A 25,093-nucleotide genomic window follows, 5' to 3' on the forward strand; every position below is an offset into this window, starting at 1 on the left:
GAACACGGAAGTTAAGCTCTTTAGCGCCGATGGTAGTTGGGGGCTTCCCCCTGTGAGAGTAGGACGTCGCTAGGCAAAAAGTAGCCACTGAGAAATCAGTGGTTTTTTTGTTTTAATTAAACTCAGTAATAAACCCTTGAAAAATGTTAGAATTTAATTGATATAAATTAACAAATAAGGGGTGTATTGAAGTGGCAACAGGATTATATAGTGAAAATATCCAAATTGAACGAGCCAGGCTACAGGAGTTTATTCAAAATAAAGAGCAATGGGCTGTACTAATACCTGGTTATTTACATCATGAATTTCCAAATGAGCAAAATATGATTTGGGTATTTCAAGGGGATTTTGGCATTATCCAAAAAGCTGTAAAGGTTGAGCTTAAGGGCAAGGAGTCAAATCCTAATCAAGTTTTGTTTGATTTGGTAGGCTTATCAGATCCGATAAATGGTGATGGTTATTTTGAAATTACACAAAATCAAGACGGTACATGTCAGTTAGCAGGCAATTTAACAATGAAGGCAAGCGGTTTCTTAGCGGGGATGATGAATCCAATTTTAGAAAAGTTTGTACCGCAATTAGTAGAAAAGCTAGTACAAGAGATGGCGGTAAAGGCTAGTATCTAGTATGTTAGTAGAGAAACTGGCGTTAAGTACATTTTAGAATAGTTTTTACTAAAAAGAGTAGAAGGTCATTGCTATTAGATGCAATGATCTTTTTGTATTTATCACCAAAAGTTTGGGCTGATATTTTATTAAAACGTTAATAAGTCGGAACTGAAATCACCCTTACGTTATTTGTACGTATTACCTGGAATAACTTGACAGCACCTTTTATAAAGTTTAAATTTGAGTATATACTCAAATTTAAAAACGGTGGTGAAAAAGTTTGATATCAAAGAAGGATAAAATTTTGGAAGCTTCATTAGAGCTTTTTACTAAAAAGGGTTATACTGCAACGACTACTAAAGAAATAGCATTAAAGAGCGGAGTAGCAGAGGGGCTTATATTTTATTATTTTAAAGATAAAAATGAACTTCTTAATTATCTTATTCGTGAATTTTCATTTATGGGCTCACTACAAAATGAGATAAAAGAGCTTTCAAAAATGGAGCCCTATCCAGCTTTAATTAAATTTGGTCAATTATATGCCAATTTTTTATCATGTAATAAAAGCTTTTTAACTTTTATTTGGTCCCCCGAAATAGTCCAGAACACAAATGTTAGTAAGGATATTGTGGATTTTATAAATACAATGGGTGAACAAGTCAGTTCATTTTTAATAAGAACTTCTTCATGTACTGTTGAAAAAAAGACAATAGAAACAGCAGCTTCAATGTTTCTTTCAACAATATTAACGCATGTTTTAGTTGAAGAAAGAAAGACAGATAAAATGCCAATTGAAAATAATGATTATATTGAAGAGATAGCAATGTTTGTTTTAAAAGGAATGCAAAATTCCCATTAAGTAAATTTTTTTGGCTCATCACCAAAAGTTGTGGATGACATTTGTTAAAACGTGTGCAATTTATAGAAGTCGATTTGGTGAGGAGCTATTTTTTTTTGAGAAACATTTGAGTAATTACTCAATATAATTTAAAAAGGAGGAATCATTATGGAACAATGGGTAGGTATTCAAACACTTATTTGGCTATTCCCTATTATGTTTATTCTTCATGATTTTGAAGAAATTATTATGGTTGAAAAGTGGCTAAATAAGAATTCTACTATTTTGTACGAAAGATTGCCGGAAAAAATTGCTGATAGAGTTATGAAACAGTTCTCGATGTCGACAGCGCAGTTTGCGGTAGCAGTAATCGTAATATTCATGTTTGTAAGTAGTTCCACTTTTTTAGCCAATCAATATGTGAATCAAGGGCCATTTGGAGATATATACTTTTTCACTATGGTTACGCTAATCTACTTTCTACATGCGTTCACACACCTTGCACAATCTGTTTTTCTTCGTTCCATTACACCCGGTGCACTCACATCTTTAATAATCGTCATTCCATACAGTTTAATTTTGTATCGTTCGTTATTAGTCAATGAAGTTATAACGTGGAATATTATATTTGTATGCTTACCATTTTGTCTTTTATTGATCCCGGTTGCATTACTAGCACATTGGATCGGTAAAAAGGTTATCTGAATTTCACTTTATTTATATCCATTCAGCAAATGTTTTTGTAACGTAAGTGTTATAATTAACTAAGAATATAACGGAAATGGGTGTTTTGTTTTGCAAAAGAAAAAGCCGATTGTAGAAGGATTAGAACGCTTTCGACAACAACAAAATATTTCCTTTCATGTACCAGGGCATAAGCATGGAGAACTGTCCCATCTTCCTCAAGCCTTTAAAGATGTAATGCGCTACGATGTGACTGAATTATCAGGTCTTGATGACTTACATCACCCTGAGGAAATGATAGTAGAAGCAGAAAACTTATTGGCAGATACATATGGGGCGATGAAAAGCTTCTTTTTAGTAGGTGGATCTACGGTTGGAAATTTAGCGATGATTTATGCCACATGTAAAAAAGGAGATACGATTATTGTCCAACGGAATGCACATAAGTCTATATTTCATGCAATTGAGCTTGTTGGAGCAAAGCCTGTATTTGTTTCGCCGCTATGGGATGAACGAACATTAACTGCAACACATGTTTCTTATAGAGATTTAAAAGAAGCTGTTGATTATTATCCAGAGGCTCGTGCTGTAGTTTTAACATACCCTACGTATTACGGTATGACGTCTAAAGAAATACAGCAGCAGATTGCGTATTGTCATGAAAAAGGTATTCCTGTTTTAGTGGATGAAGCGCATGGAGCCCATTTTAGTGCGTGTACCTTATTTCGACCATCAGCATTGACGTTTGGTGCAGATGTAGTAGTACAGTCTGCACATAAAACATTGCCTGCTATGACAATGGCATCCTTTATGCATGTTAATTCAGATTTAATCGATGTCGACAAAATAAATCACTATTTACGTATGCTACAATCTAGTAGCCCATCCTATCTTTTATTAGCTTCTTTAGATGACGCACGCTATTATATACAGACATATATGGAGAGTGATGGTGCATATATAATAGAAAAAAGGAATCAATGGATAAAGGCACTACGGGCTATTGGCTCTTTGGAAGTTATCGAAGTAGATGATCCTATAAAATTATTGCTTCGCGTTGATGGCTATAGCGGCTTTCAATTACAAAAGGCATTAGAAGCAAAACACGTCTATGCAGAACTAGCAGATGCCAATCAAGTATTGCTTGTGCTACCTTTGTTGAAACATGGGCATCACTATCCATTTGCAGAAATACGTGTCTGTATTAAGGATGCTATAACATTGTTGTTAAGTACACCAAAGGCAGAAATAATAACGGCTTCACAAACAGCCTATAATTTTGTGGCCATTACGGAACCAGTCTATACATTTGATGAAATTGAAAAGTCGGACAAAGAATGGTTACCGTATATGCGAACAATGGGACGTATCTCTGCAAGTATGATTATTCCTTATCCACCTGGCATTCCATTGCTTGTTCCAGGCGAAAAAATTACAGTGGCAAAGCTGAGTCAGCTTGAGGAGTTACTGGCTACTGGTGCAACGTTTCAAGGAAATCACCGTTTAGAAGAAAAAATGATTGAGGTCATTAAATAGTTGGAGGCAATAACAGCATGAATTGCAATTTATTTATTACATTTGAAGGTCCAGAGGGTGCTGGAAAAACAACAGTTATTCAAAAAATAGCTGAGCGACTTACACAAGAAAATATTGATGTATTAGCAACGAGAGAACCTGGTGGCATTGAGATTGCTGAAAAAATTAGAACGATTATTTTAAACCCTGCCCATACAGCTATGGATGAGCGTACAGAGGCATTACTGTACGCAGCGGCTAGAAGTCAGCATTATTTTGAAAAAGTACGACCTGCTTTGGATGCTGGTAAAATGGTTATTTGCGATCGCTTTATTGATTCATCATTAGCATACCAAGGATATGCACGTGGTATTGGCGTCGATGAAGTATTATCTATTAATGAGTTTGCAATCGGTAAGAAGTTACCTGATGTGACAATATTATTTGACCTTGCACCAGAGGTTGGCTTAGCACGTATTCATGCTCATGGAGAGCGAGAAGTAAATCGTTTAGATGTTGAAAGTTTAGCTTTTCATAAGAAGGTTCGAGAAGGGTATTTACAGCTAGTGGAGCGTTACCCTGAACGTATACATGTCGTGAATGCAGACCAAAATATTGAGCGTGTTGTTGAAGATGTATGGTCATTATTATATGAAGCAATGCAGTAAAAGCATGAAGTTGTTTATCACATTGTGATATAATGGTAACATCTATTATTTTATTTAACAGGCATTATAATGCTTATTGAATAAAATTAAAAATAGATGCCACTGTTTTGAAGTAATGAAAATCTATTTAGGTGAATTTTATAAAAGGGGTGAGTGCGAATGAAGTTAGTCGTAGCTGTAGTGCAAGATCAAGATAGCAACCGCTTATCGAATGCTTTAACGAAAAATCAGTTTCGCGCAACTAAATTAGCGAGCACAGGAGGATTTTTACGCTCTGGAAATACGACGTTTCTTATAGGGACGGAAGACTCTCTCATACCCAAAGTTTTAGATATTATTCGTGATAATTGTCGAGCACGAGAACAAATGGTTGCACCTGTTTCACCATTAGGCGGGAATGCAGATTCCTATATACCTTATCCTGTGGAGGTAGAAGTAGGAGGAGCGACTGTTTTTGTATTACCGATTGAACAGTTTCACCATTTTTAAATCATTACGTTTAAGTAAACACATTATAAATTAGCTTTTGTGTATTTGATATAGAAAGCAAGTGGGGGCGAAAACAGCTTGAAGATCAATCAAGATATACGTGTCGGGTTAAATACTAATCGCAAAGAGCCACTGCATAACAATAATCAAAATAACCGATTTGGAGATATGGTCGTCAAGCAAGGCACCAAACTGCAAACTGAACAACTTACACGATTGCTAGGGGATATTTCTACAGCAGGTGACCGTGTTGCAAGATCACGTAATTTACGAGAACTAGCTCGTTTTAAAATGCTTGTTAAACGATTTCTACAAGAAACAGTAGAGCATGGTATGGAGTTAAAGCAATCACATACATGGAATCGTTTTGGTGAAGGAAGACGCTTAAAAATTATCGAAACCATTGATATTCGCCTTGTGGAGCTTACGCAAGATATTTTAGATGAAGAAAAGGAAGCAATCGACCTTCTTGATAAAATCGGTGAGATTAAAGGCTTATTAATTAATTTATATATGTAAAACCCGTGTCTCGTTCTCTTGTAGGCGCGGGCTTTTTTCAAATATCATTCAGCAGTCAGGTCAAGAAATGACTTGCTGAGTAACACGTAACTAATCTATCTGCTCTAGAACTGCAGATATTTCTGTACTAAAAGTGAGCAATAGGAAACAATTATGCTATGAGTGTAATTGATATAGGAAGGAATTTTAATATATGGCCAAGAATGTTGAAGAGCTATTCACACTACAACCAGTCGTAATGAAGCAGCTTCAAACGATTTTTGACAAAAAAAGATTAGCACATGCATACATTTTTGATGGCGAAAAAGGGACAGGCAAAGTAGATATTATGCAGTTTTTTGTCAAATTAATGCTATGTGAGCAACCAAATCAAAATGTTCCATGTGAAACATGTCGAAATTGCAGACGTGTTGATTCGGGTAATCATCCAAATATTCATCAAATTTATCCAGAAGGTCAATTTATAAAAATTGATCAAATACGTGAATTAATTGCAGAGATGAAGATGATGGGTATTGAAGAGGGACGTAAGATTTATGTACTTCATCATGCAGACCGTCTCAATATTGCGTCTGCAAACATGATACTTAAATTTTTAGAGGAACCTGATGGTGAGGTAACTGCGATTTTGCTAACGGAGCAGATGCAGTCAGTATTACCAACGATTCGCTCACGCTGTCAGCATATTAAATTTCAAAAAATGCCTCGACATATGTTGTTAAAGCATTTGCAGGATAACGACATTTCTTACTCGATGGCTTCTACAGTGAGCATGATGACGAACGAGCTCGAAACAGCTATATTTTTAGCAAATGATGAGCAGTTTGCACATGCTCGAAAAACAGTGTTAAAATTAGTAGAGGCAATTCGTCAGAATGTACATGAAGCAATGCTTGTTGTGCATGAAGAATGGTTGCCACTGTTTAAAGAAAAAGGCGAGATGGAGCAGGCATTGGATTTACTACTATTTGCTTACCGTGATATAGTGTCAATAAAAGCTAATCCCGAAGCAGCTTGTACTTATCCAGACATGTTACAGACATTTAAAGAAGCTGCGTTACATTCGACTTATGAACGCCTATCTAGTCAAATGGAGTCTATTTTACAGGCACGCGCATCTTTACAGCGTAACATGAATAGGACGTTAATGATGGAGCAGCTAATGCTAAATCTGCAGGAGGGATATACATTTGTATAATGTAGTGGGAGTCCGCTTTAAAAAAGCGGGTAAAATATATTATTTTGATCCAGCATCATATCTACTAGAGAACAGTCAATATGTCATTGTAGAGACAGCTCGCGGTGTAGAATATGGTAAAGTAGTTGTCCCTCAAAAGGTTGTTGGGGATAATGATGTTGTATTACCACTTAAACAAGTACTACGACCAGCGGATGAACGTGATCGTATTCAAGTAGAGGAAAATGCTGCCGAATCGAAGCGCGCATTTGAACTAGCAAGTACTAAAATCATTGAGCATAATCTAGAAATGAAGCTCGTTGATGTTGAATATACATTTGATCGTAATAAAATCATCTTTTATTTTACGGCTGAAGGACGCGTCGATTTCAGAGATCTTGTAAAAGATTTAGCTTCGGTTTTTAGAACACGTATCGAACTTCGTCAAATTGGTGTACGTGATGAGGCGAAGTTATTAGGTGGTATTGGTCCATGTGGCCGGATGCTTTGCTGCTCAACGTTTTTAGGCGATTTTGAGCCAGTTTCTATTAAAATGGCTAAAGATCAAAATTTATCTTTAAATCCATCAAAAATTTCTGGTCTCTGCGGCCGTTTAATGTGCTGCTTGAAGTATGAAAATGATGAATATGAGGAAGCAAAAGAGGGCATGCCAGACATTGGTGACATAGCGATGACACCAGATGGTCGTGGTAAAGTTGTAGGTTTAAATGTACTAGAAAGACTCATTCAAGTATATTTACAAGAGCAGGAGCGCTCAGTCGAGTATACACTAGAAGAACTGCTAGCATGCGAAAAAAATCTTATATAAGATAGAGAATTGAACGAGGTGGCTTGGGTGAAGGACCGTAATTTCTTAGATACCGTTATGGAGTTCGAACAACAGCTCGAAGCAATGCAGGACCAATTTGGTGCATTGAAACAATTTGTAGCGTTAATGATGGAGGAACATAAGGCACTCGAAACAGAAAATCATCACCTTCGTACACGTCTAGAAGAACTACTTTCTAATGAAAACTCCGTACAGGCTGCTGATGAGAAGAAAGAGAGTCCATTAGATATTGGCGAGGGCTATGATAACCTAGCACGTCTATACCAGGAAGGCTTCCATGTTTGTCATGTTCATTTCGGAAGCTCACGTAAAGGTGAAGATTGTCTGTTTTGTCTATCATTTTTAAATAAACAAAATGTGTAATAGAAGGCTGATTCCCACTATGGTGGTGTCAGTCTTTTGTTTTGTATAGTAGGAGGAAGAATCATGGAAGATTGGTTAAAGGGTGACGAACGCTTAGACTATTTATTGGCTGAGAATTTACGTATTATTCAAAGTCCCTCTGTCTTTTCGTTTTCATTGGATGCGGTGCTACTTTCGAAATTTGTCAATGTCCCATATTATAAAGGGGAAATTGTTGATTTATGCTCAGGTAACGGTGTAATCCCGCTTTTTTTAAGTGCCAGAACAAAGGGGCATATTACAGGAGTAGAAATTCAACCGCGCTTATTTGATATGGCTGAGCGAAGTATCCGTTACAATAAGTTAGAAGAGCAAATTGATATGATTCTTGGTGATGTCAAGGAAATTCCTAAGCAACTTGGTTTCGAAAAATATGATGCTGTAACCTGTAATCCACCATATTTTTTAGCACATGAAGCCAGTGATAAAAATTTAAGTGAGCATTACGCTATTGCACGTCATGAACTATATTTAACGTTAGAGGAAGCGGTCCAATCAGCAAGTAAATTATTAAAGCAAGGTGGAAAAGCAGCTTTTGTTCATCGTCCAGGTCGATTATTAGATATTGTTACGGCAATGCGTGCGAATCGATTAGAGCCTAAACGTATGCAGCTTATTTACCCGAAAGAAGGTAAGGAAGCCAATACACTATTAATAGAAGGAATTAAAGACGGTAAACCTGATTTAAAAATATTGCCGCCCCTGTATGTTTATAATGCGAATAATGAATATACAGCGGAAGTGAGAGAAATCCTTTATGGAAAAGAACAATAACCATTATTTTTATGTGTTAGAATGTGCGGATCAATCTTTTTACGCAGGCTACACGAATAATGTAGACAGACGTGTCGCTGTACATAATACTGGTAAGGGAGCAAAATATACGAGAGCACGAGGTCCAGTGGAATGTATTTATGTAGAGGAATTTGATACAAAGCAAGAGGCGATGCGTGCAGAATATGCTTTTAAACAGCTAACACGAACGCAAAAAATGAAATATATAGGGAGGGATGAGTCATGAAATCTCAGAAAAGTACAATGCATGATCATACAGGTTGTTTATATCTAGTTGCAACACCTATTGGCAACCTAGAGGATATGAGTGTGCGTGCGCTACGTATTTTAAAGGAAGCAGATATTATTGCTGCCGAGGATACGCGTAATACAAAGAAGCTATGCAACTACTTTGATATAGCAACACCACTTATAAGCTATCATGAACATAATTTAGCGGTGGGAGGGGAGAAGCTGTTAGCCTTCTTACGTGAAGGAAAAACAGTTGCATTAGTTAGTGATGCCGGTTTACCTTGTATTTCTGATCCTGGTGCAGATATAGTCGAAAAAGCAATTGAGCAAAACTTTCCAGTTGTGCCGGTACCAGGTCCCAATGCAGCAATATCAGCATTAATCGCTTCTGGATTAACACCGCAGCCATTTTTCTTTTATGGATTTTTAAATCGAGGAAAAAAAGAACGTCGACAGCAATTAGAGCAACTGAAAAAACGTCAGGAAACCATTTTGTTTTATGAGGCACCTCATCGTTTAAAGGAAACTTTAAAAGATATGGAAGCTATTCTTGGTCATCGTCGAATTGTATTAGCACGCGAGTTAACTAAAAAATTCGAAGAGTTTTTACGTGGTACATTGGCTGAAGCAGTGGAATGGTCACAAACAGAGGAAATTCGTGGAGAATTTTGTATTGTCCTTGAAGGAAATGAGAATGCCGAGGAAGAAAATAGTGAAGAAGCTTATTGGATGACAATGTCTATAATCGAACATGTCGATTATATTATTGATCATACAGGCGTTACATCAAAAGAAGCTATAAAGGAAGTAGCAAAACTACGTCAAGTAGCGAAGCGAGAAGTTTATAATGAATACCATAGTTAATGTAAAGAAAGAGGTTGCCTTAATAGGGCACCTCTTTTTTGTATATCTAAATAGGTAATTATAAAATGGCTCCTCACCGTAACGTGGGTTGATTTCCGTTCCGACTGGGCGCTTTGTTGCTGACGCTTCGCTTTCGCACAGATAAAACAATTGTAGCTGACGCTTCGCTTTCGCACAGAGCAAAGCTTCCTGAGGGCGTCCGATGAGCCGCTTCACTCGCGTAGCTCGCTCCAGGGTCTCATCTGTGACGCTGATCCCCAAGGAGTCGCCCAGTCGGAACGAAGATCAACTTATATACAAGGCTTACGTTTTAACAAATGTCACGCCCAACTTTTGGTGATGAGCATATAAACCATTTAAATTGATAATAATTGTAAAAAATAGTACCCTTAGTTATGAAAGGTCTGACATGGACATTATAAGGGACTTAAGAATTGGTTATATTATATTTTATCCCGTATTATTAGAGTTTCTCTTTATAAAAATAAAACACCTAAATCGCTGTTCTCAATTTAGGTGTGTAACAAATTATTTTTTTAAGTTAGATTGGATTTCTTTCACTAACATTTCTGCGCCTTCAGGACTTAAAATTAATTTGCCTCCAACTAGACGGAAGTTATCATCAGAAACTTCACCAGTTACAGCACATGTCATGTTAGGCATATATTTTTTTAAGATGATTTTGTCATCATCCACATAGATTTCTAAAGCGTCTTTTTCTGCAATACCTAAAGTACGGCGTAGTTCGATTGGAATTACTACACGACCTAATTCATCGACTTTACGAACGATTCCTGTTGATTTCATAATTATTTTTCCTCCTAATGTTAAAAGTTATATTGGTGTTTCGTCAAATTTCGACATAATTTCCTTGTCTGATAGTTATCATACCAAGTAATGCCATAAACGTCAATTAATTAATACACTAATATTATTGTTTTAAAAAAAATTTTTGAGGAGAAAACAGATATTTTGGTTTTTTTAAAAGGTTTTTATTATATATTTTAATTTATAGTAAAAAAGCTTCTTATTTAAGACATTAAATGGATTGATTATATCATTCGACATTTTTCGCCGTACGAGAAACTTTCAATCAATTATACCTCGGCATAATTGCGTTCGGAATCGGCTTTGTGCTTGCACACCTGCTGAAAGAAGTTGAAACGAATTTCGTACTTCGTTAGAATAGATAGTATACTGTGAAACAATGGAGGCAGTTCTTGTGAACGAACAAAATAAAACATTCTATATAACAACCCCTATTTACTACCCAAGTGGGAAATTTCATATTGGTACTGCGTATACAACTGTAGCATCGGATACAATTGCACGTTATAAACGTTTACGTGGCTATGATGTACGTTTTCTAACTGGGATGGATGAGCACGGACAAAAAATTCAAGAAAAAGCTGCAGAAGCGGGCAAGCATCCTCAAGATTACGTGAATGAAATTGCAGATGCTGCGAAAAAACTTTGGGCATTAATGGACATTTCATACGATGACTTTATTCAAACAACGCAAGAGCGTCATACGAAAGCTGTCGAAAAGATTTTCCAAAAGTTTTTAGATAATGGTGATATTTATAAAGGTGAGTATGAAGGTTGGTACTGTACACCATGTGAATCATTCTTTACTGAGACACAATTAGTAGATGGTAACTGTCCAGACTGTGGTCGTCCGGTACACAAAGTTAAAGAGGAATCTTACTTCTTTAATATGAAGAAATACGCAGATCGTCTATTAGCTTATTATGAAGAAAACCTTGAATTCATTGAGCCGGAATCTCGAAAAAATGAAATGATTAACAACTTTATTAAACCAGGGCTAGAAGATTTATCGGTATCAAGAACATCATTTGATTGGGGCATTAAAGTTCCAGGAGACCCTAAACATGTAATTTATGTATGGGTAGATGCTTTAACTAACTATATTACATCTTTAGGTTATCTTTCAGAGGATGAAACATTATTCAATAAATATTGGCCGGCAGATGTACATGTAGTTGGAAAAGACATCGTTCGCTTCCATACTATTTATTGGCCAATTTTCTTAATGGCACTAGATTTACCACTTCCTAAAAAAGTGTTTGCACATGGTTTCATAATGATGAAGGACGGTAAGATGTCTAAATCAAAGGGCAATGTTATTTATCCTGAAATGTTAATAGAACGTTATGGCTTAGATGCGACACGATACTTCCTATTGCGCGAGCTACCATTTGGCTCTGATGGTGTATTTTCGCCAGAATCTTTTGTAGAACGTACAAACTTTGACTTAGCAAACGATTTAGGAAATTTATTGAATCGTACAATATCAATGATTAATAAATATTTCGACGGCAATATTCCAACTGAAAATCTTCATTCGACAGAGTTTGATGCAGCTTTAAAAGAGCAGGCAAAATCGGTACGTATTAAATATGAAGAAAGTATGGAAAAAATGCAATTTAGTGTCGTATTAGCCGACTTATGGACGCTTGTATCGAGAACAAATAAATATATAGATGAAACTCAACCGTGGGTCCTAGCAAAAGAGGAATCAGATAAGCCAAAATTAGGCGCTGTTATGCGAAATTTGGCGGAAAGTTTACACCAAATTGCTGTCATGTTACAACCATTTATGACATCTACGCCTAAACGAATTATTGAACAATTAGGCTTGGATGACAAATTCTTAGCATGGGAAACAATTGAAACATTCGGCAATACTATTCCAGCAAACATTAAAGTGGTAGAAAAAGGTATACCGATTTTCCCACGTTTAGAAAGTGAAGTAGAAATTGCATATATTCGTGAAGAAATGCGTGGTTCAGTGAAAACTTCACAAGAAAAAGAATCAAAAGTTGAGCAAAAAACTGCGGAAATTCCAGAAATTCCTGAAATTGCTATCGATGATTTCATGAAAATTGATTTACGTGTTGCAACGGTAACAGCATGTGAATCTATCCCTAAAGCAGACAAGCTATTAAAGCTACAGGTTGATCTTGGATATGAGCAACGACAAGTAGTTTCGGGTATTGCAAAGTTCTATTCGCCAGATGAGTTAGTTGGTCAAAAAGTGATTGTAGTCGCAAACTTAAAACCAGTTAAATTACGCGGTGAATTATCGCAAGGGATGATATTAGCTGGTGAAAAAGATGGAATTTTAAAATTAGCATCAGTTGATCCAAAACTAGAAAACGGTGCAAAAGTAAAGTAAAAGATTTTAGTAAGGCCTGTTGAATGCAAAAAGTTCAGCAGGCTTTTAAAATTCGTTTAAAAAATGAGCATTTTATTATCTTGAAATAATTTATGTGTGGTAATTAATAAGTTTTTTTAGGCATATAGTAACAGATGTGGTGCCTGAGGTTAAGGGGAATGTCACAATACTAAATTGTTTGTAACAAATTTGTAATGCTTATGCAAAATATGAAATAATAATTTTTAATAAAATCTAAGTTAGGAGAATGACGATGTTCATTGATACACATGTACACTTAAACGCAGATCAGTATGAAGAAGACTTACAAGAGGTTATAGATAGAGCTCTTGAAGCGAAAGTAGAAACGATGGTTGTTGTTGGTTTCGACCGCAAAACCATTGAAAAAACAATGCAATTGGTGGAACAATATGATTTTGTTTATGGTGTCATAGGCTGGCACCCAGTAGACGCCATTGATTGTACACAAGAGGATTTAAACTGGATTGAGGAATTAGCAGCACATCCAAAAATAGTTGGTATTGGTGAAACTGGGTTGGACTACTATTGGGATAAATCCCCGAAGGATGTTCAACAAGCACTTTTCCGCAAGCAAATCCATTTAGCGCAAAAGGTGAATTTACCAATCATTATTCATAACAGGGATGCAACAGGAGATGTTGTACAAATTTTACGTGAAGAAAATGCAGCTTCCGTGGGAGGTGTTATGCATTGTTATAGTGGCAGTGTGGAAACAGCACGTGAATGTATTGCTATGAATTTTATGATTAGTCTTGGTGGGCCCGTGACATTTAAAAATGCACGTATGCCGAAGGAAGTGGCGAAAGAAATACCTTTAGAGCATTTGATGATTGAAACAGATGCGCCGTATTTAGCGCCCCATCCATATCGAGGAAAGCGTAATGAGCCAGCTTTAGTGCCATTAGTTGCAGAAGAAATTGCGCGTTTAAAAGGATTAACGATTGAGGAAATTGCACAGGTAACGACAGCCAATGCGAAAAAATTTTTTAGGATTGACGTTTAACTAGCTGAGATGCCTCCAATGCTGGATTTGTGGTTGGCTAAAAAGGCAATGTCAATTTTCTTAGAAATACATTCGGGTTGACAGTGCCAAATCTAGTCCGTATAATCCAACTTTGTATTAAGGAGGCGTTTTTTCATGTCAAATAATTCCATGAAAAACTTGTTCTTAGGATCATTGAGGAGTAAGCAAACAGTGATAAGAATCATTTCACTTGTCCTGTTTGTATCTGTAATTTCATTCGTACTTTATCAAGGTACTAAAAAAACCGTAACGCTTGATGCGAACGGAGAAGCAATCGAAGTAACAACACATGCCAAAACTGTAGAACAATTATTACAAGATGAAAATATAGACGTAGCAGAGCATGACAAAATATCACCCTCTCTGAACACCAAAATTGCTAATGGATTAGCAATTTCATGGGAACAGGCAAAAGAAGTATCTATTTCAGTTGATGGAAATCAGTCAAAAGTTTGGACAACTGAAACACTAGTGAAAGACATTTTGAAAGAAGCGAATATCGAAGTATCAGAGCATGACTCTTTAGGTCAAGGTCTAGATACAGAAATAGGAGCAGACGACAAAATCGATATTCAAAAAGCGTTTCAAGTATCGCTTGTCGATGGCGTAAATGAAAGACAAGTATGGTCCACTTCGACTACGGTCGCTAACTTTTTAAAACAACAAGGAATTCAACTTAATGAATTTGATCGTGTCGAGAATAACCTGAAGGACGTAATCACTCCGGAGAGTAAGATCGCAGTAGTTCGCGTAGAAAAGGTTATCGATGTAGTGGAAGACTCTTTAGATTTCGCAGTTGAGAAGAAGCAGGATGCTTCATTGCAAAAGGGAAAACAAAAAGTTGTAACAGCAGGCCAACAAGGTTTAATGACTAAAACGTATGAAATTGTTAAAGAGAACGGCCAAGTTGTAGCTAAAAATCTACAATCTAAAAATGTTGTAAAAGAACCGCAGGCGCAGGTGGTTGCAGTAGGTACTAAAGCTGTAGTCGCAACTGTAGCTAGTGCATCGACTCCATCGACTGTATCACGTGGTTCAACAGAGCCAACTAGCGGTAAAGAATTTTATGTAACGGCAACAGCCTATACACCTTATTGTAATGGCTGCTCGGGTACATCTGCCACTGGTATTAATTTGCGCTCAGGCTCTGGATTAAAAGTAATCGCAGTAGACCCATCTGTTATTAAACTTGGCTCAAAAGTTTGGGTTGAAGGCTATGGAACAGCTATAGCAGGGGATACTGGTGGTGCAATTAAGGGTAATAAGATCGACATACTTGTACAAACTGAAGCTCAAGCTAGTAATTGGGGAGTTAAGAAAGTGCGTATAAAAGTATTAAATTAAAAAAATTGTTAAATTAATCAAAATGTTTTTCACTAACTATGAGCTTTCCTGTTTTGACTGGCGGGAAAGCTTTTTTTATCTTTTTCCAGTAATTTTTATATTCTTGAGAATGAACTATAACTATATCTACATAAGGTAAGCAGTAGCGCCAATGGACAGTCTCCGCGGAAGTGAGGTGCCGACAATACCAAAGCCGAGGGAGAATGTTATATAAGAAAGTGAATAGCCGTGTATTTCTGTACAATCGTACAGTGCAGTTGTAAAATGGTCTGAAGATAAGGTAGAAAAGAGGAGCCTTCTTGGAAATAAAAGAAATCATTATAGTTGAAGGAAAAGATGATACAACAGCTATTAAGAGAGCTGTACAAGCAGATACATTAGAAACAAATGGATCGGCTATTTCAGAGGAGACATTGAAGCGAATTCAACATGCACAGGATAAAAGAGGTGTTATTGTTTTTACTGATCCAGATTATCCAGGACGTCGGATTCGTGCCATTATCGAGGAGCATGTAAAAGGTGTGAAGCACGCTTTTTTACCAAAGGCTAAAACAATTGCGAAAAACGGTAAAGGACTAGGCATTGAGCATGCAGCAGATGAGGATATACGAGAAGCGTTACGACATGTCTATACCCCAAGAAATGTTGAACCAATCACTGATGACATTACTCTCGATGATTTAATGATGGCACGTTTAATTGGTCATCCACAGTCGAAAATTCGACGTGATCACCTTGGAGAGATTTTGAATATTGGTGCAACAAACGGTAAACAACTTCATAAAAGATTGAAAATGTTTCAAATCACAGAAAAGCAATTTGGTGCGGCAGTCGCACAGTTAGATCAGGAGGAAAACGATGCATAAGGATATTGCAACACCAATTAGAACACAGGAAATTTTAAAAAAATATGGATTTTCATTTAAAAAAAGCTTAGGTCAGAATTTTTTAATCGATCCGAACATTTTACGAAATATTGTTAGTCATGCAAATTTAACTGAAAATAGTGGTGCAATCGAAGTTGGTCCTGGCATTGGAGCGTTAACAGAGCATTTAGCGAGAAGTGCAAAAAAGGTTGTATCTTTTGAAATTGATCAGCGATTATTACCTGTATTAGAAGATACACTTAGCCCATATAATAATGTTACTATAGTACATTCAGACATTTTAAAGGCGGATGTTGCCAAGATCATTAAGGAAGAGATGCCAGGTATTGAGGATATTATGGTCGTAGCGAATTTACCTTATTATGTGACGACACCGATTTTGATGAAATTGCTCAATGATCGTTTGCCAATTCGCGGATTTGTTGTCATGATGCAAAAGGAGGTAGCAGATCGCATTACGGCTAAACCTGGAACGAAGGAGTACGGTTCTTTATCAATTGCGATTCAATATTATGTAAAGGCTGATATCGCCATGACGGTACCGAAAACTGTTTTTATGCCGCAGCCAAATGTGGATTCTGCAGTTATCCGTCTTATTAAACATGATGAACCTCCAGTAAAAGTGATTGATGAGGATTTTTTATTTGTCGTTACACGTGCGTCGTTTGTACAACGACGAAAAACAATCTTCAATAATTTACAATCAGGTTTACCAAATGGTAAGGCACATAAAGAGAAAATTATGGATGCATTAACAGCAGTAAATATTGAACCAACTCGTCGTGGAGAGACGCTTACCATTCAAGAATTTGGAAAATTAGCCGATGCATTACACCCGACATTTGCAAAGTAAAAATTTTTTGTTAACTTTTTTTGAGTATACGTAAAAAAATATGTTGTTTTTATGAAAAATAAGTTGACAACATTTATTAGAGGCTGATAAAATATTATATTTTGTTGACATTTTTAGGCGAATCGCTTATACTGATAAATAGTGAGGTGTAAGCGAAAATGCCAAAAACTTTAGCGGACATTAAAAAGTCGTTGGATTGTCATTTGGGTAAACGTTTGCAGTTAAGAGCAAACGGTGGTCGCAAGAAAACGGTCGAGTGTGCAGGGGTATTGCGTGAGACATATCGCGCTATCTTTGTGGTTGAGCTTGATCAAGAAGACAATACGTGCAAGCGCGTATCGTATAGCTACACAGATATTTTAACTGAAGCAGTAGAGATTACATTTTTAGACGAAGCAAAGGCTGCTGTCGCAAAATAGTTTCTAGTACTTATTTCTATATTTTGAAACACTCATGTATGTTAAAAACTACATGAGTGTTTTGCGTTTTCTGGGACATACTAAAATCGTCAGTTGTTAAAGGAGGAGTTTATATGCCTAGAAAAGGTATCATGTCACCTCGTTTAAAAGAAGAGATCGCTAAAGAACTTGGATTTTATGATGTTGTGCAACGAGAAGGCTGGGGCGGCATTAAAGCTCGAGACGCCGGTAACATGGTTAAACGTGCCATCGAAATGGCTGAAAGAGCAAGTAGTGAGCAAGAGCATAATAAGTAGACTATTTTTGTTAAAATAGACCACTTATAAAAGATAACTTCATTTCAATAGGGATGAAAACTCCCTGTTGACACAACAATACAACTGACGAGAGAGAACCGTTACACCAAACAGGGGTATACGGTTCTTTTTTTCCATTTTCGCTTTCCCATTATGGTAAAATAAAATGAATAATCTTGTGAAAGATATGGCTGTTGATACGTGTAGCTATAAGGGAGGAAGAAAGATGCTTTATGTAAAGGCGCCTGCAAAAATAAATTTAACATTAGATGTGCTTTATAAAAGACCAGATAATTATCACGAAGTAGAGATGGTCATGACGACTGTTGATTTAGCTGATCGTATTAGTCTGGAATCTCGAGAAGATGGTGTAATTGAAATAATTTCAACTGATAATTTTGTGCCAAATGATCACCGTAATTTTGCTTATCAGGCAGCGCGTCTAGTTAAAGATACATACGGCATTGGACAAGGTGTATCCATTACTATAGAAAAGGAAATACCAATTGCAGCAGGTCTAGCAGGCGGAAGTAGCGATGCGGCTGCTACACTAAAGGGTTTAAATGAGCTGTGGAATTTAGGGTTATCTATAGATGAATTAGCCGAACTAGGCGCTAAAATTGGTTCAGATGTTTCATTTTGTGTCTATGGTGGCACAGCATTAGCAACGGGGCGTGGAGAAAAAATTCAGGAATTGCCTGCACCACCGAACTGTTGGATAGTCTTAGCTAAGCCTAAAATAGGTGTCTCTACTGCAGAAGTGTATGGAGGATTAAAGGTTGAAGGGTTAGAACATCCAAATACGAAGCAAATGATTCATGCTATTGAAACGGAAGATTATGAGCTACTATGTGCATCATTAGGAAATGTTTTGGAAACTGTAACTTTTAAGCTACATCCAGAAGTAGTAATGTTAAAGGAACAGATGAAGCGCTTTGGAGCAGATGCAACATTAATGAGTGGAAGCGGTCCGACGGTGTTTGGTTTAGTGGATAGTGAAGCTCGAGTGAGTCGCATTTATAATGGTTTACGTGGTTTTTGCGAAGAAGTATATGCCGTTCGGATTTTAGGCGAGCGAAATACGCTTGCTTAAAACCGCAAATTTATGTTAATTTTACCTATAAATATTCGTGTTTAGGAGAGGGTCGCATGAAATGGAAGCGTAGTGAACGACTAGTTGATATGACGTACTATTTACTAGAACATCCACATCAGCTGATCCCGCTAACTTATTTTTCTGAACTATATCAATCTGCAAAGTCTTCCATTAGTGAAGATTTGACGATTGTAAAAGAAACTTTCGAAGAAAAAGGAATCGGGTTATTGATGACAGTACCGGGCGCTGCAGGAGGAGTTAAGTATATTCCTAAAATGTCCGAGTCTGAGGTCCGTTTAGTTATTCAGGATTTAAAGGCGGAGCTTGAGCATTCAGATCGTTTGTTACCAGGCGGTTATTTATTTATGACAGACTTACTCGGCAATCCAGATTTAATTAATCGAGTTGGCAAGGTGTTTGCATCCGCATTTGCTGACCAACAAATTGACGTCATAATGACTGTAGCAACAAAAGGGATTTCTATTGCCCACGCCATTGCAAGACATTTAAATGTACCAGTTGTTGTTGTCAGAAGAGATAGTAAGGTAACTGAAGGCTCTACAGTCAGCATCAACTATGTATCTGGTTCTTCCAGAAGGATTCAGACAATGGTATTATCAAAAAGAAGCATGAAGAGTGGACAACGAGTGCTTATTACTGACGACTTTATGAAGGTCGGAGGTACAATGAACGGCATGAAAAATCTTTTAGAGGAGTTTGACTGTCAGCTAGCAGGTATTGCGGTGCTTGTAGAGGCTGAGCATGCAGATGAAACTCTAGTAGATGATTATTATTCACTAGTGAAGCTTCATGAGGTTAATGAAAAAGACCGTACAATTGCATTAAGTGAAGGTAACTATTTTTCTAAAAGGGGAAATGACAAATGAAAGTAGTAGCAACAACAAATGCACCAGCAGCAATCGGACCATATTCACAGGGGATTATTGTAAACGGCATGTTTTATAGTTCAGGTCAAATTCCGCTAACAGCAGCTGGCGAATTAGTGGAAGGTGATATCACAGCTCAAACAAATCAAGTATTTGCTAATTTAAAAGCAGTTTTAGAAGCTGCTGGAACATCTTTAGATAATATAGTTAAAACAACTGTTTTTATGAAAGATATGAACGACTTTGTTGCAATGAATGAAGTATATGCTAGCCACTTTGGCGACCATAAACCAGCTCGTTCAGCAGTAGAGGTTGCACGTTTACCAAAGGATGTAAAAGTAGAGATTGAAGTTATTGCCATCGTTAAATAAGAAATTTAATAAGCCTGCTAGAAGAGAAATGATTTGTTCTTTTAGTGGGCTTTTTTTATTAATGTCAGAACAAGTTGATTGGGAAAATGTGGGTTTTTCATTGAGTGGTAAAAGGATTTTTTTGTTGATATTTTGCTAATGTATGCCCATTTTAACTGATTGTAGCGTAGGGCAACTCGACTCCCGCTCGCAGGAAAGCAAGTAGCCGTAGCGGAAATCATAGTCTTCTAATTAATTTGGATGGATAAAAAATGGTGAATCAACATACCTAATATCAGAACAACTGTCAAACAATTGTCAAAATTTACGTAAATTAGAGGAAATATTATACTAATAAGTATTCAAATTTTTTAGAAAATTTGATAGACTATAAAAAGGAAAATATTCGGTAATAAAGAATATTATATTTTCATTTAGACATCTAAGAAGAGAGGTGGTGAGAAAATGGAAGTTACTGATGTAAGATTACGTCGAGTACAGACGGATGGTCGCATGCGTGCGATTGCTTCCATTACACTCGACAATGAGTTTGTGGTTCACGATATTCGTGTGATCGATGGTAATACAGGTTTGTTCGTTGCTATGCCAAGTAAACGAACGCCGGACGGTGAATTTAGAGATATTGCGCATCCTATTAATTCAACGACTCGTAATAAAATTCAGGAGATTATTTTAAACGAGTACCATAATTCAAGCGAAGCAGAAGCGGCGGAAAAAACAGAAGAATTAGAAGGAATTGGCGTATAGTTACAAAGAAATAAATATTAATGCTCATCACCATAACGTGTGGTTGATTTCCGTTCCGACTGGGCGCTTTGTTGCTGTGCAAAAGCGAAGAGACAGCACAAACAGGATGTTGGTCCGAAGGCTTTATCACAGGTCGTGATGCTTTTAGCCTTCGTTCTTCTGCCGGCTCGCTCCAGGGTCTCATCTGTGAAGTTGTGATCCCCAAGGAGTCGCCCAGCCTCCAATCAACCTATATAAGTGGCATACGTTTAACAAATGTCATCCATAACTTTTAGTGATAATCCATATTAATGGTTGTTAATCACATTATTACACTTTTTGTATACATTGGGTGATAATAGATAATTAGAGCTCTTCTTAATTGGAGAGTTCTTTTTATTTTGAGAATAAGAGAAAAGGAGCAGTTTTAGGACATACATATTAACATTCGAGCATAAGGTGCATTTGATTTGGAAATTCATCTTTTTGTCAACTCAACATGCCTTGAAAATAGATGAATTTTGCTATATAGTCATAAGAGAAAATGAGCGTATTGGAGGACTTACAGATGAGCAACGTTTTTGCTGTCATTTTGGCTGCAGGTCAAGGTACACGTATGAAGTCCAAATTATATAAAGTGCTCCATCCAGTATGTGGGAAGCCAATGGTACAACATGTGGTGGATCACGTTCAAACGTTAGATGTGAATCGCATCGTAACGGTTGTAGGACACGGTGCAGAAAAGGTGAAACAACAGCTTGGCGATAAAAGCGAGTATGTTTTACAGGCTGAACAGTTAGGGACAGCTCATGCTGTACAACAGGCTGAGGCAATTTTAGGCAGCGAAGAAGGGACAACATTAGTTGTTTGTGGTGATACACCACTTATTCGCCCTGAAACGATGCAAGCTTTGTTCGAGCATCACCAAGCAAAGAATGCCAAGGCCACTATTTTAACAGCTATTGCTGAAAACCCAACAGGCTATGGTCGTATTTTACGTGGCGACAATGGACAAGTGGAGCAAATTGTTGAGCAAAAAGATGCTTCAGCAGAGCAGCGATTAGTTAAAGAAATTAATACGGGCACATACTGCTTCGATAATAAAGCGTTATTTGAGACATTAAAACTTGTGAAAAACGACAATGCACAGGGCGAGTATTATTTACCTGATGTGATTGAAATTTTACAAAAACAAGGCGATGTCGTTGAAGCATATGTAACGGAAGATTTTGAAGAAACACTTGGTGTCAATGATCGTGTTGCTCTATCACAAGCAGAGGCGCTAATGCGAACAAGAATTAATGAAAAGCATATGCGTAACGGTGTCACTATTATTAATCCAGAGGCAACATATATTAGCGTAGACGCAGTGATTGGCCGAGATACTGTTATTCAGCCAGGTTCTATGATTGAAGGTGCGACTGTTATTGGTGAAGATTGTATAATCGGGCCAAACACACAAGTCATAGATAGCCGTATCGGCGATCGAACAACTGTGCATTCTTCTGTTGTGCGTGAAAGCGCTATAGCGGAAGACACAGCTATTGGACCGTTTGCTAATATTCGACCACTTTCTGATATTGGTAGCCATGTGAAGATTGGTAACTTTGTAGAAGTGAAGAAAAGTAAACTAGGTAATGACACGAAAGTATCACACTTAAGCTATATAGGCGATGCTGAAATAGGAAGTAACGTCAATATTGGTTGTGGTTCCATTACAGTAAACTATGATGGGAAAAACAAGTTCCAAACAATTATTGAAGATGATGTATTTGTAGGATGTAATACTAACTTAGTAGCACCAGTAAAAGTTGGAAAAGGTTCATTTATTGCAGCAGGATCTACAATTACAAAAGAAGTTCCTGAGGATGCACTTGCAATTGCTCGTGCAAGACAAGAAAACAAACCGAATTATGTAAGCAAATTAAATTCAAAATAATTATCAACTAAACAGGAGGCCATCATGCCGTATCATTATGCAAACTCACAATTAAAAATATTTTCACTTAATTCTAATAATCCACTTGCTCAAGAAATTGCGCAAGAAATGGGTGTTGAATTAGGTAAATCTTCTGTGAAGCACTTCAGCGATGGAGAAGTTCAAATTAGCATTGAAGAAAGTATTCGTGGTTGTGATGTGTTTATCGTGCAGTCTACTTCTGCACCTGTAAACGAACATTTAATGGAGCTTTTAATTATGGTAGATGCTGTAAAACGCGCATCTGCTCGTACAGTAAACGTTGTAATGCCTTATTATGGCTATGCTCGTCAGGACCGCAAAGCAAAAGCGCGCGAGCCAATTACAGCTAAATTAGTAGCAAACTTACTTGAAACAGCTGGTGCAACACGTGTTATCGTTTTAGATTTACATGCACCACAAATCCAAGGTTTCTTCGATATTTTAATCGATCACTTGATGGCAGTGCCTTTATTATCTGATTACTTCAAATCAAAAGGTATCCCAGAAGAAGAAATCGTTGTTGTTTCCCCAGACCATGGTGGTGTAACACGTGCTCGTAAAATGGCAGAACGTTTAAAAGCACCTATTGCAATTATTGACAAGCGCCGTCCAAAACCAAATGTTGCAGAAGTAATGAACATTGTTGGTAATGTTGATGGTAAAGTGGCAATCTTGATTGATGATATTATTGACACTGCAGGTACGATTACAATCGGAGCGGATGCATTACGTGCTGCTGGTGCGAAAGAAGTTTATGCTTGCTGCTCTCACCCAGTATTATCAGGACCAGCAATCGAGCGTATCGAAAACTCTTCGATTAAAGAATTAGTTGTAACAAATACAATCCAACTTGCTGAAGATAAAAAATCTCCAAAAATTACAGAGCTTTCAGTAGCTAAATTGATGGCAGATGCAATCTCTCGTGTCTATGAAAATAAATCTGTAAGTACTCTATTTGATTAATATAAATAAATAAATCCCGATATGTGGCTTATTAAGGACAAATCTACGTTTGCAAGTAGATTTGTCCTTTTTTATATACCCTTTTTGTTTGAATTTTCTTATAAAAGGGTATAATAGTAATTGTGACTTAATAATATTTACACTATTTTAAGAGGTTTATCGCCTAAAGTTGGGGATACATTTTGTTAAAACGTATTTTATATGAAAAAGTTGATTCGAATGGAGACTGGGCGACTCCTTGGGGCTCATCGGACGCCCCCAGGAAGCTCTGCTCTGCGCGAAAGCGAAGCGTCAGCGGCAATGTTTTATCTGCGCGAAAGCGAAGCGTCAGCGGCAATGTTTTATCTGCGNGCGCCCAGTCGGAACGGAAATCAACCTCACGTTATGATGATGAACCAAAATAGAGGTAAATATTATAATAGCCTTAACAAATGTCATTAATTTTTCAAAGTGACATTAATGATAAGGCGTAAATAATTTTTCTTGGAAGGGGACGTATAGATATGAGTACAGTATTAAGTGTTAAAAAGCGCGAATCTGGGCATCGTTCGACATTAACCCAACTTAGAAAAGGGGGAGCCATTCCTGCGGTTATTTACGGCTATAAATTAGATTCTACCCCAATTTCTATTTCAGCGAAGGAATTCAAAAAATCCATTCAAAAAAATGGGCAAAACGGTGTGTTTTCGATGGAGTTAGACGGGAAAAAAGTGAATGTTGTTGTGTCAGAAATCCAACAATGCTCTCTGAAAGATGAGGTAAATCATGTAGACTTTTTGGCAATTAATATGTCCGAAGCGATAGAAGCTGATGTGTCTATTAGACTTGTTGGAGAGTCAGTTGGTATAAGTGAAGGCGGCATTTTAATGCAGCCTAACTTAGAGGTGAAAATTAAAGTACGGCCGACAGATTTACCAGAAGCTATTGAAGTTGATATCACTAAACTTAAAATTGGTGAATCCATTACGGTGGCAGATATTCGAGATGCAATTGATTTTGATATTATTAGTGAAAATGAGCATATATTGGTAACAATAATGGCTCCAGCTGTTGTCGCTGAAGAGACGGTAGCTAGTGCACAGGAACAAGAGTAAAAAATTTTGATAAGGAAAGGCTACTAAAGAAGGCTAAAACTTCTTTAGTAGCCTTTTGCATTGGTAAAAATTTTTCAGCTTAATTATTTAGAAATATTTCAAATAAAGCATATTAAGAGTTATTCGCACGAAAGCTTTGAGCCTTCTGTCCGCACGAGTCATCGTTCTTTACTACATATGCTACTCAAAACTATTTCTCTCGTATGTATGGTTGAATTGAGGGCTTCTCCAATTATATCAAACTATAATTGAACTTTTAATTTTCAAAAATTGTCCGAAATGCTTTCTTAGTGCATGATATGGTAAAATAATG

General features: G+C 37.0%; 29 protein-coding genes. 27 read left to right on the plus strand and 2 right to left on the minus strand.

Going from position 1 to position 25,093, the window contains the following annotated elements; translation table 11 throughout:
- Positions 1-191 precede the first annotated feature (191 nt).
- From AN161_RS09300 to rsmI, 13 genes are all read left to right on the plus strand, one after another.
- The gene (locus tag AN161_RS09300; RefSeq protein ID WP_053594084.1) at positions 192-626 is read left to right on the plus strand and encodes an SRPBCC family protein; all 435 of its coding nucleotides are present in this window, start codon (positions 192-194) and stop codon (positions 624-626) included.
- Positions 627-912: 286 nt separating this feature from the next.
- On the plus strand, positions 913-1,467 hold the full coding sequence (locus AN161_RS09305; protein WP_053594085.1) for a TetR/AcrR family transcriptional regulator: 555 nt from the start codon (positions 913-915) through the stop codon (positions 1,465-1,467).
- 147 nt (positions 1,468-1,614) lie between these two features.
- Positions 1,615-2,151 (plus strand): HXXEE domain-containing protein, encoded by a 537-nt coding sequence (locus tag AN161_RS09310; RefSeq protein WP_053594086.1) that lies wholly within the window; start codon positions 1,615-1,617, stop codon positions 2,149-2,151.
- Between the two features lie 90 nt (positions 2,152-2,241).
- On the plus strand, positions 2,242-3,666 hold the full coding sequence (locus AN161_RS09315) for an aminotransferase class I/II-fold pyridoxal phosphate-dependent enzyme (protein ID WP_053594087.1): 1,425 nt from the start codon (positions 2,242-2,244) through the stop codon (positions 3,664-3,666).
- A gap of 17 nt (positions 3,667-3,683) precedes the next feature.
- Positions 3,684-4,313: a dTMP kinase gene (gene tmk, locus AN161_RS09320; protein WP_053594088.1), complete on the plus strand. Its 630-nt coding sequence runs from the start codon at positions 3,684-3,686 to the stop codon at positions 4,311-4,313.
- Positions 4,314-4,472: 159 nt separating this feature from the next.
- Positions 4,473-4,802, plus strand: coding sequence for a cyclic-di-AMP receptor (locus AN161_RS09325; RefSeq protein WP_053594089.1), 330 nt, complete (start codon positions 4,473-4,475; stop codon positions 4,800-4,802).
- 78 nt (positions 4,803-4,880) lie between these two features.
- Positions 4,881-5,321 (plus strand): YaaR family protein, encoded by a 441-nt coding sequence (locus tag AN161_RS09330; RefSeq protein ID WP_053594090.1) that lies wholly within the window; start codon positions 4,881-4,883, stop codon positions 5,319-5,321.
- A 193-nt stretch (positions 5,322-5,514) separates the two neighbouring features.
- Positions 5,515-6,519, plus strand: a complete 1,005-nt coding sequence (holB, locus tag AN161_RS09335) for a DNA polymerase III subunit delta' (RefSeq protein ID WP_053594091.1) — start codon at positions 5,515-5,517, stop codon at positions 6,517-6,519.
- Positions 6,512-7,327 carry a stage 0 sporulation family protein gene (locus AN161_RS09340; RefSeq protein ID WP_053594092.1) on the plus strand — a complete coding sequence of 272 codons (816 nt, stop codon included), beginning with the start codon at positions 6,512-6,514 and terminating at the stop codon, positions 7,325-7,327. The genes holB and AN161_RS09340 overlap by 8 nt, the downstream gene beginning before the upstream one ends.
- Positions 7,328-7,354: 27 nt before the next feature.
- Complete coding sequence (gene yabA / locus AN161_RS09345) at positions 7,355-7,711, plus strand: DNA replication initiation control protein YabA (RefSeq protein WP_053594093.1); 357 nt, start codon at positions 7,355-7,357, stop codon at positions 7,709-7,711.
- Positions 7,712-7,774: 63 nt separating this feature from the next.
- Positions 7,775-8,524, plus strand: coding sequence for a tRNA1(Val) (adenine(37)-N6)-methyltransferase (locus AN161_RS09350; RefSeq protein WP_053594094.1), 750 nt, complete (start codon positions 7,775-7,777; stop codon positions 8,522-8,524).
- Complete coding sequence (locus AN161_RS09355; RefSeq protein ID WP_053594095.1) at positions 8,508-8,771, plus strand: GIY-YIG nuclease family protein; 264 nt, start codon at positions 8,508-8,510, stop codon at positions 8,769-8,771. The genes AN161_RS09350 and AN161_RS09355 overlap by 17 nt, the downstream gene beginning before the upstream one ends.
- Positions 8,768-9,640, plus strand: coding sequence for a 16S rRNA (cytidine(1402)-2'-O)-methyltransferase (gene rsmI, locus AN161_RS09360; RefSeq protein ID WP_053594096.1), 873 nt, complete (start codon positions 8,768-8,770; stop codon positions 9,638-9,640). The genes AN161_RS09355 and rsmI overlap by 4 nt, the downstream gene beginning before the upstream one ends.
- Here rsmI and AN161_RS28725 read toward each other — a convergent pair.
- Both AN161_RS28725 and AN161_RS09365 read right to left on the minus strand, forming a co-directional pair.
- Positions 9,593-9,901, minus strand: coding sequence for a hypothetical protein (locus AN161_RS28725; protein ID WP_143114700.1), 309 nt, complete (start codon positions 9,899-9,901; stop codon positions 9,593-9,595). The genes rsmI and AN161_RS28725 overlap by 48 nt on opposite strands.
- A gap of 267 nt (positions 9,902-10,168) precedes the next feature.
- Entirely contained in the window at positions 10,169-10,453 is a 285-nt protein-coding gene (locus tag AN161_RS09365) for an AbrB/MazE/SpoVT family DNA-binding domain-containing protein (RefSeq protein ID WP_185903555.1), read from the minus strand.
- Positions 10,454-10,862: 409 nt separating this feature from the next.
- Between AN161_RS09365 and metG the strand changes: the two genes are divergently transcribed.
- The 14 genes from metG (at position 10,863) to AN161_RS09440 (ending at position 24,780) form a co-directional block, all read left to right on the plus strand.
- Complete coding sequence (gene metG / locus AN161_RS09370) at positions 10,863-12,839, plus strand: methionine--tRNA ligase (RefSeq protein ID WP_053594097.1); 1,977 nt, start codon at positions 10,863-10,865, stop codon at positions 12,837-12,839.
- Between the two features lie 253 nt (positions 12,840-13,092).
- Positions 13,093-13,863, plus strand: coding sequence for a TatD family hydrolase (locus AN161_RS09375; RefSeq protein WP_053594098.1), 771 nt, complete (start codon positions 13,093-13,095; stop codon positions 13,861-13,863).
- Between the two features lie 135 nt (positions 13,864-13,998).
- Complete coding sequence (locus AN161_RS09380) at positions 13,999-15,228, plus strand: G5 and 3D domain-containing protein (RefSeq protein ID WP_053594099.1); 1,230 nt, start codon at positions 13,999-14,001, stop codon at positions 15,226-15,228.
- A gap of 299 nt (positions 15,229-15,527) precedes the next feature.
- Positions 15,528-16,094 (plus strand): ribonuclease M5, encoded by a 567-nt coding sequence (gene rnmV / locus AN161_RS09385; protein ID WP_053594100.1) that lies wholly within the window; start codon positions 15,528-15,530, stop codon positions 16,092-16,094.
- A complete protein-coding gene (gene rsmA / locus AN161_RS09390; RefSeq protein ID WP_053594101.1) occupies positions 16,087-16,968 on the plus strand; it encodes a 16S rRNA (adenine(1518)-N(6)/adenine(1519)-N(6))-dimethyltransferase RsmA in 882 nt (293 codons plus the stop codon). The genes rnmV and rsmA overlap by 8 nt, the downstream gene beginning before the upstream one ends.
- A 158-nt stretch (positions 16,969-17,126) precedes the next feature.
- On the plus strand, positions 17,127-17,387 hold the full coding sequence (locus AN161_RS09395) for a Veg family protein (RefSeq protein ID WP_053594102.1): 261 nt from the start codon (positions 17,127-17,129) through the stop codon (positions 17,385-17,387).
- A gap of 113 nt (positions 17,388-17,500) precedes the next feature.
- Entirely contained in the window at positions 17,501-17,683 is a 183-nt protein-coding gene (locus AN161_RS09400; protein ID WP_053594103.1) for a small, acid-soluble spore protein, alpha/beta type, read from the plus strand.
- A gap of 226 nt (positions 17,684-17,909) precedes the next feature.
- Entirely contained in the window at positions 17,910-18,776 is an 867-nt protein-coding gene (gene ispE, locus AN161_RS09405; protein ID WP_053594104.1) for a 4-(cytidine 5'-diphospho)-2-C-methyl-D-erythritol kinase, read from the plus strand.
- A 56-nt stretch (positions 18,777-18,832) separates the two neighbouring features.
- Positions 18,833-19,666, plus strand: a complete 834-nt coding sequence (gene purR, locus AN161_RS09410) for a pur operon repressor (RefSeq protein ID WP_053594105.1) — start codon at positions 18,833-18,835, stop codon at positions 19,664-19,666.
- Positions 19,663-20,037 carry a RidA family protein gene (locus AN161_RS09415; RefSeq protein ID WP_053594106.1) on the plus strand — a complete coding sequence of 125 codons (375 nt, stop codon included), beginning with the start codon at positions 19,663-19,665 and terminating at the stop codon, positions 20,035-20,037. The genes purR and AN161_RS09415 overlap by 4 nt, the downstream gene beginning before the upstream one ends.
- Positions 20,038-20,481: 444 nt before the next feature.
- Entirely contained in the window at positions 20,482-20,784 is a 303-nt protein-coding gene (gene spoVG, locus AN161_RS09420) for a septation regulator SpoVG (protein WP_053594107.1), read from the plus strand.
- Positions 20,785-21,331: 547 nt separating this feature from the next.
- Entirely contained in the window at positions 21,332-22,702 is a 1,371-nt protein-coding gene (glmU, locus tag AN161_RS09425; protein WP_053594108.1) for a bifunctional UDP-N-acetylglucosamine diphosphorylase/glucosamine-1-phosphate N-acetyltransferase GlmU, read from the plus strand.
- 24 nt (positions 22,703-22,726) lie between these two features.
- Positions 22,727-23,686, plus strand: a complete 960-nt coding sequence (locus AN161_RS09430; RefSeq protein ID WP_053594109.1) for a ribose-phosphate diphosphokinase — start codon at positions 22,727-22,729, stop codon at positions 23,684-23,686.
- 503 nt (positions 23,687-24,189) lie between these two features.
- Positions 24,190-24,780, plus strand: a complete 591-nt coding sequence (locus AN161_RS09440) for a 50S ribosomal protein L25/general stress protein Ctc (protein WP_053594111.1) — start codon at positions 24,190-24,192, stop codon at positions 24,778-24,780.
- Positions 24,781-25,093 lie beyond the last annotated feature (313 nt).

The sequence above is a fragment of the Lysinibacillus sp. FJAT-14222 genome (genome assembly GCF_001278875.1).
Lineage (GTDB): Bacteria > Bacillota > Bacilli > Bacillales_A > Planococcaceae > Lysinibacillus > Lysinibacillus agricola.

Excerpts from the sequence above, each read along its gene's own strand:
- ispE (WP_053594104.1), top strand. The coding sequence starts at position 17,910 with ATGCTTTATGTAAAGGCGCCTGCAAAAATAAATTTAACATTAGATGTG.
- AN161_RS09350 (WP_053594094.1), top strand. The coding sequence starts at position 7,775 with ATGGAAGATTGGTTAAAGGGTGACGAACGCTTAGACTATTTATTGGCT.
- AN161_RS09440 (WP_053594111.1), top strand. The coding sequence starts at position 24,190 with ATGAGTACAGTATTAAGTGTTAAAAAGCGCGAATCTGGGCATCGTTCG.
- glmU (WP_053594108.1), top strand. The coding sequence starts at position 21,332 with ATGAGCAACGTTTTTGCTGTCATTTTGGCTGCAGGTCAAGGTACACGT.
- spoVG (WP_053594107.1), top strand. The coding sequence starts at position 20,482 with ATGGAAGTTACTGATGTAAGATTACGTCGAGTACAGACGGATGGTCGC.
- AN161_RS09415 (WP_053594106.1), top strand. The coding sequence starts at position 19,663 with ATGAAAGTAGTAGCAACAACAAATGCACCAGCAGCAATCGGACCATAT.
- AN161_RS09325 (WP_053594089.1), top strand. The coding sequence starts at position 4,473 with ATGAAGTTAGTCGTAGCTGTAGTGCAAGATCAAGATAGCAACCGCTTA.
- AN161_RS09400 (WP_053594103.1), top strand. The coding sequence starts at position 17,501 with ATGCCTAGAAAAGGTATCATGTCACCTCGTTTAAAAGAAGAGATCGCT.
- rsmI (WP_053594096.1), top strand. The coding sequence starts at position 8,768 with ATGAAATCTCAGAAAAGTACAATGCATGATCATACAGGTTGTTTATAT.
- AN161_RS09380 (WP_053594099.1), top strand. The coding sequence starts at position 13,999 with ATGTCAAATAATTCCATGAAAAACTTGTTCTTAGGATCATTGAGGAGT.
- AN161_RS09395 (WP_053594102.1), top strand. The coding sequence starts at position 17,127 with ATGCCAAAAACTTTAGCGGACATTAAAAAGTCGTTGGATTGTCATTTG.
- rsmA (WP_053594101.1), top strand. The coding sequence starts at position 16,087 with ATGCATAAGGATATTGCAACACCAATTAGAACACAGGAAATTTTAAAA.
- AN161_RS09430 (WP_053594109.1), top strand. The coding sequence starts at position 22,727 with ATGCCGTATCATTATGCAAACTCACAATTAAAAATATTTTCACTTAAT.
- tmk (WP_053594088.1), top strand. The coding sequence starts at position 3,684 with ATGAATTGCAATTTATTTATTACATTTGAAGGTCCAGAGGGTGCTGGA.
- holB (WP_053594091.1), top strand. The coding sequence starts at position 5,515 with ATGGCCAAGAATGTTGAAGAGCTATTCACACTACAACCAGTCGTAATG.
- AN161_RS09375 (WP_053594098.1), top strand. The coding sequence starts at position 13,093 with ATGTTCATTGATACACATGTACACTTAAACGCAGATCAGTATGAAGAA.
- AN161_RS09310 (WP_053594086.1), top strand. The coding sequence starts at position 1,615 with ATGGAACAATGGGTAGGTATTCAAACACTTATTTGGCTATTCCCTATT.
- purR (WP_053594105.1), top strand. The coding sequence starts at position 18,833 with ATGAAATGGAAGCGTAGTGAACGACTAGTTGATATGACGTACTATTTA.
- AN161_RS09355 (WP_053594095.1), top strand. The coding sequence starts at position 8,508 with ATGGAAAAGAACAATAACCATTATTTTTATGTGTTAGAATGTGCGGAT.